Source organism: Cellvibrio sp. (assembly GCF_039207905.1).
In the GTDB taxonomy this organism is placed as follows: Bacteria; Pseudomonadota; Gammaproteobacteria; order Pseudomonadales; family Cellvibrionaceae; genus Cellvibrio.
Genome location: NZ_JBCECX010000035.1, coordinates 42,436 through 48,991, shown reverse-complemented (window position 1 = coordinate 48,991; position 6,556 = coordinate 42,436). Strand labels below are relative to the sequence as shown.

Annotated in this window: 5 protein-coding genes; all 5 read right to left on the bottom strand. The window is 43.9% G+C overall.

All coding sequences use genetic code 11. The annotated features are described in order from the left end of the window. Positions 1–976, bottom strand: a 976-nt coding sequence (locus AAGC78_RS17680) for a 30S ribosomal protein S1 (protein WP_435785429.1), incomplete at its 3' end; no start/stop codon positions are given. A gap of 311 nt (positions 977–1,287) precedes the next feature. Next, complete coding sequence (locus AAGC78_RS17675) at positions 1,288–2,628, bottom strand: UDP-glucose dehydrogenase family protein (protein WP_435785427.1); 1,341 nt, start codon at positions 2,626–2,628, stop codon at positions 1,288–1,290. Positions 2,629–2,652: 24 nt separating this feature from the next. After that, entirely contained in the window at positions 2,653–4,071 is a 1,419-nt protein-coding gene (locus AAGC78_RS17670) for a mannose-1-phosphate guanylyltransferase/mannose-6-phosphate isomerase (RefSeq protein WP_435785426.1), read from the bottom strand. Positions 4,072–4,155: 84 nt separating this feature from the next. Then, positions 4,156–5,049: a UTP--glucose-1-phosphate uridylyltransferase GalU gene (galU, locus tag AAGC78_RS17665; protein ID WP_435785425.1), complete on the bottom strand. Its 894-nt coding sequence runs from the start codon at positions 5,047–5,049 to the stop codon at positions 4,156–4,158. Between the two features lie 26 nt (positions 5,050–5,075). Next, positions 5,076–6,428 (bottom strand): phosphomannomutase CpsG, encoded by a 1,353-nt coding sequence (locus AAGC78_RS17660; RefSeq protein ID WP_435785424.1) that lies wholly within the window; start codon positions 6,426–6,428, stop codon positions 5,076–5,078. Between the last annotated feature and the right edge of the window lie 128 nt (positions 6,429–6,556).

The window sequence follows — 6,556 nt, the reverse complement described above, 5'->3', positions numbered from 1 at the left end:
CGCCCAATTGAACAACTTTTGAAGGATGAATATTCTTGTTAGTCCAATCCATTTCTGAAACGTGGATCAAACCTTCAACACCCTCTTCCAACTCTGCGAAGCAGCCGTAATCAGTCAAATTGGTTACTTTTGCTTTCACACGAGCGCCTTCAGGGTAGCGCTTGGTGATTTGTATCCATGGATCTTCGCCCAATTGCTTCAGGCCCAGAGATACACGGTTACGCTCACGATCAAACTTCAATACTTTAACGTCGATTTCATCACCAACGTTTACGATCTCACCTGGATGCTTGATGCGCTTCCATGCCATGTCAGTGATGTGCAGCAAACCATCAACACCGCCCAAGTCAACGAATGCACCGTAGTCGGTAAGATTTTTAACAATACCTTTAACTGCTTGACCTTCTTGCAAGGTGGCCAGCAATTCATCGCGCTCAACAGAGTTGGCTTGCTCAAGTACAGCACGACGAGAAACAACTACGTTGTTGCGCTTTTGGTCGAGCTTGATAACTTTGAATTCCAGCTCTTTGCCTTCAAGGTGAGTAGTTTCACGTACAGGGCGAACATCTACCAATGAACCAGGAAGGAAGGCACGGATACCAGCAACGTCAACGGTGAAACCACCCTTAACTTTACCGTTAATAACACCTTTAATAACTTCTTCAGCAACGTGAGCAGCTTCGAGAATTTTCCAAGCTTCAGCGCGTTTGGCTTTCTCACGAGACAGTTTGGTTTCACCGAAACCATCTTCAACGCTTTCCAGAGCTACTTGTACTTCGTCACCGATCTGGAGATTCAACTCACCCAGCTCGTTACGGAATTGTTCTGCGGGGATAACACCTTCAGACTTAAGGCCTGCGTGTACTGTAACCCAATCTTTATCAATATCGATTACCACACCAGTAACGATGGTGCCTGGAACCATATCAACGGTCTTTAAACTCTCTTCAAATAACTCAGCAAAACTTTCGTTCATACTCATGGTATTACCTATAGATTAGAGGTACAGACGTTAAAAGCACGCCCTACCTATTCCGCATGGCCAGTCATACGGGTCAATTAAAGTAAAGTGAACATCCCCTCAGGCTGGGTTTGACGACATTCACTACTACCAACTGAACCAAGCAATAAAAGCAGGCAAAATTAGCAGGTGCAGCAGACTATCAGAATGCCCTTTATTTTTCAATTGCTTAGGAGTGTTGCAATACCGAAGAGACTGAAATGGAACAACAAGTAGGGGAGGATTGATAGGCTCCAGCATTCAGAACCTATCGAGCTGAGAACGAATTAACGCCCAACCACACTCAAACCACGGCCGACCGCATAATATTGAAAGCCTAAACTTGCCATTCTTTCTGGCTCATAAAGATTACGACCATCAAAAATCACAGGGTTACGTAAAGTTGAGCTAATTTGCTCAAAATTAGGCGCTCGGAAGTTCTTCCACTCTGTGCAGATCACTAATGCATCAGCACGCTCCAAAGCAGCCTCTTTAGTCCCAACCAGTTTGAGATCATCCCTTAAGCCATAAATGTGCTGGGTTTCATCCATAGCCACTGGATCGTAGGCCTGAACTTTCGCGCCAGCGGCCCATAGCGCCTCCATCAATACTCTACTCGGAGCCTCGCGCATATCATCAGTATTTGGTTTAAAGGATAGCCCCCAGAGGGCAAATACCTTACCCTTCAGATCAGAACCAAAATGTCTGGAAATATAGGAGAACAACTTATCTTTTTGGGCTTGATTAACCTTGTCTACCGCTTCCATAAGCCCTGCGGTGTAATCAACGCCGTTAGCGATGTTAATCAGAGCTTTAACATCCTTGGGAAAGCATGAGCCACCATAACCACAGCCAGGGTAAATAAAGTGATAACCAATGCGAGGGTCAGCACCTATACCATTTCGCACCTTTTCAATGTCAGCACCCAACAATTCGGCCAAATTAGCCATTTCATTGATAAAGCTGATTTTCGTTGCAAGCATTGCATTGGCGGCATATTTAGTTAGCTCAGCAGAGCGCACATCCATAAATATCATACGGTCATGGTTGCGGTTAAATGGTGCGTAAAGCTCGCGCAGCAACCCTTCAGCCTTTTTACTATCTGTTCCCACAACGATGCGATCAGGCTTCATAAAATCATTGATTGCTGCCCCTTCCTTCAAAAACTCAGGGTTAGAAACAACATCAAATGGCACATCAATGCCGCGAGTCGCGAGCTCTGCAGAAAGAGCTTTGCTTACAATATCCGCAGTACCAATCGGTACGGTAGACTTATTTACAACCACTTTATAACCAGTGATTCGCTGGCCGATAGTTTTTGCTACCGCGACCACATATTGCAAATCAGCAGATCCATCCTCACCCGATGGAGTTCCAACGGCAATGAATTGCAGATCTCCGTGCTGAACAGCTTTATCCATGCTTGTCGTAAAATTGAGCAAGCCATGCTGGACAGCCTGCTTGACCACCGAATCCAGGCCCGGCTCATAAATCGGAATAATACCTTGGTTTAGGTTGTCTACTTTTTTCTGGTCGATATCTACACACAAAACATCATGACCAACATCGGCCAAACAGGCACCCGTTACCAATCCGACATAACCAGTTCCAAACACTGTGACTTTCATTAGAAACTCCCTAGCCTATTAAATTTAAGAACGACCGTAACTATCTTCGTAACGAATAACATCATCATCTTCAAGGTAGGGCCCTGATTGAACCTCGACAATCTCTAATGGAATTTTCCCCGGGTTGCTCAAACGATGCTTTGTGCCAACGGGGATATAAGTTGACTCATTTTCTGAAAGAAGCACGCTTTCATCCCCCTTCTGAACCAAAGCAGTTCCCTTCACAACAATCCAGTGCTCTGCTCTATGGTGATGAACCTGCAATGAAAGACTGCCGCCCGGTTTTACCCTAATACGGTTAACCTGATAGCGATCCCCAGTATCAATTGCATCGTAACAGCCCCACGGACGATAAATTTCGCGATGCTGTAAATGCTCTGAGCGCTTCTGTTTTTCGATCTGTGTAATAACTGATTTAACCTGCTGCGCCTGCGATTTATCCGCGATTAGAACAGCATCAGGAGTATTAATAATCATCAAATTATTAACACCTAAAGTAGCAACCAATTTGTCTTTTGAGAAAACGAGCGTATTGGTTGATCCGATATCGATGGTATCGCCAATTAAACTATTTCCAGCCTCATCTTTAACTGATAGATCGCCAAAAGACTTCCAGTCACCAACATCACTCCAGCCAGCATCAAGCGGGACACAAACAACATTTCGACTTTTTTCCATCAGCGCGTAATCAATCGAAATGTTAGGGGCATGAGAAAATGCTTCGCGGTCGACACGAATAAAATCCAAATCTTCAACTGCAGATACTTTTGCCAACTCAGCTGCAGAAACAACTTCTGGACTTTGATTTTTTAAATCTTTCAAGAATATTTCTGTTTTAAATACAAACATTCCGCTATTCCAGTAATAGCAGCCTTCGGCAAGGTATTTTTCCGCAGTTGCCAAATCCGGCTTCTCTACAAACTCCGAAACAGGAAAGAAAGCATCTTTACTAGCGCCTAATCCACGCTGCGTCTTGATGTAGCCATAGCCAGTTTCAGGGCATGTGGGCTGAACACCAAAAGTGGCGAGATGCCCAAGCTGGGCAGCCTGAATTGCATCTATGACCGCAGCCTGGAATACATCGACATCACGAATCATATGATCCGCAGACAGCACAAGTAACGTTGGATTATCGCCCAAAGTCTGGGCATGAATTGCAGCGAGAGCCAATGCAGGAGCAGTATTGCGAGCGATAGGCTCAAGAATAATTGATGACTTTTTCTGACCAATTTCATGCAGCTGCTCAGCAACCATAAACCGGTGCTCTTCATTGCACACCACAATTGGAGGGGCAAGATTCGGTAACCCCTGCAGCCGTAATAATGTTTGCTGCAGCATCGTAGTATCACCAAACAACTTCAACAGCTGCTTCGGATAGTGTTTGCGAGACAATGGCCATAGCCGCGTGCCAGAACCCCCAGCGAGTATTACGGGAATAATCAATTAATTCTCCTTAATGCAGATTCTAAACTCAGTGTTGCTTTGATAGGCGGTGCAACTACCCACCTATCAGAAACTTTCAATCAATTACTTCGTGTAACGATCCTTGAGGAAGGATTTAAATTTACTGCCAACCTCAGAATGTCTCTCACCGTAAATTACATTTGCCATTAAGTATCCAATTTTTGTACCACAATCATGACTGCGGCCAATTAATTGATAAGCCTCAACTGTCTCTTGCGCCAACAATGTATCAAGCGCATCAGTTAATTGAATTTCCCCGCCAGCGCCAGGCTGCGTTTTAGCCAGCAGATCCCACACCGTTTTGGACAAAACATAACGACCAACAATAGCCATGTTGGATGGAGCTTCGTCGACGGGGGGTTTCTCAACCATTGCCTTAATAACCGCCGTTTTACCTGCGGGAATCTCTATACCTGAGCAATCGACAACGCCGTACTTATCTACTTGATCATGCGGAACTTGCTCAACAAGAATCTGACTGTTACCAGTCTCGTGAAAACGTTTGGTCATTCCGGCAAGATTGTCTTGTCGAAGATTACACTCTGCATTATCAACAATCACATCCGGCAACAGCACAGCAAAAGGCTCATCACCTACAACTGATTTTGCACACAAAATTGCATGCCCCAATCCTTTTGCTTCAGCTTGGCGCACGGAAATAACAGTGAGACCCGGCGGGGTAATTGAGCGAACCTCTGCAAGAAGAGAGCGTTTAAGTCGAGATTCAAGCTGAGCTTCTAATTCGAAACTGGTATCGAAATGGTTTTCTATTGCATTTTTACTTGCATGAGTTACCAATACAATTTCTTTTATTCCCGCTGCAGCTGCCTCTTCAATAACATATTGAATTAACGGCTTATCCACCACCGGCAGCATTTCTTTAGGAATTGCTTTAGTTGCTGGCAACATGCGAGTACCAAGACCCGCAACTGGAATTACCGCTTTCTTAACTTGCATAGTTGTTTCCTTGTAAATTTTGTTTATTAGCTATTGAGTAAATTCAGCACTTCTGTTGTTTTTTGGTCAACCAATACTTGGTCGTTACGACTTTCAACATTTAAACGCACAACTGGCTCAGTATTCGACATACGCAAATTGAATCGCCAATTGTCAAACTCAAGACTAATGCCATCGGTTCGATCAATGAGAATCGCATCTGCTGAATAGTGATTAAACACTTTTTCAATTGCAGTTTTGGGATCATTCACATGGCTATTTATTTCGCCTGGAGAAGGAAATTTCGCGATGCGATCCTCCAGCATACTCGATAGAGTTTGTTGCTTACGGCATAGTAATTCGCACACCAACAGCCACGGAATCATCCCGCTATCACAGTAAAAGAAATCACGGAAATAGTGGTGCGCACTCATTTCACCACCATAAACTGCATCTTCTTCCCGCATGCGCTCTTTAATAAATGCGTGGCCCGTTTTTGACTGTATCGCCAAACCACCATTCTTCTGTGCAATATCAAGAGTATTCCATGTCAATCGAGGATCATGAATCACTTTTGCACCAGGATTTTTAAGCAAAAAAGCTTCTGCCAACAATCCAACAATGTAATATCCTTCGGTAAAAGCGCCTGTTTCATCAAATAAGAAACAGCGATCAAAATCACCATCCCACGCAATTCCCATATCGGCTTTATGTTCGATTACAGCCTGAGTTGTTGATGCACGGTTTTCTACCAACAGCGGGTTTGGAATACCGTTAGGGAAAGTGCCGTCGGGTTCATGATTAATTTTAATAAATTCAAACGGAAGATATTTTTCTATCGCATCAATTACATGGCCAGCAGCTCCATTCCCTGCATTAACCACTAAGCGAAGTGGCTTGAGTTGGCTGACATCAATATATGAAAGTAGATGCTGAACATATGCATCCAAGGTGCTAATTTCCTTAATCTCGCCACGCGCCGCGAAATTTACGGGTGCAAAGTTGTTTTCTTCCGCGAGACGACGAATATCATTCAGACCGGTATCGCCACTAATGGGTTTGGAATTGGCGCGAACCAATTTCATACCGTTATAGTCGATTGGGTTATGGCTTGCAGTAACCTCAATTCCACCATCAGTTTTTAAATAACTGGTAGCAAAATAAATTTCTTCAGTGCCAGCCATCCCTATATCGATAACGTCAACACCTTCGTCACGCAATCCATTACTTAGTGCCGTTTTTAAGGTTTTGCTTGTTAGACGAACGTCGCCGCCAACAACAATTGTCTTCGGGCGGAGGAATTGTGCAAATGCACGACCAATACGGTAAACAATATCTTCATTGAGTTCTTCACCCAACTTTCCGCGAATATCGTAGGCTTTAAAACAAGTTAACGTCATGTCTTAATCTCATCTTGAGTAAAAATAATCTTGTAGCCCGATGCTGTCGTGTAAAAAATATTGTTATTAAGAGAACAACTATTGCAAATTAAATGAGCATTCTTACCGTTTGTTGACACAAACTTGAT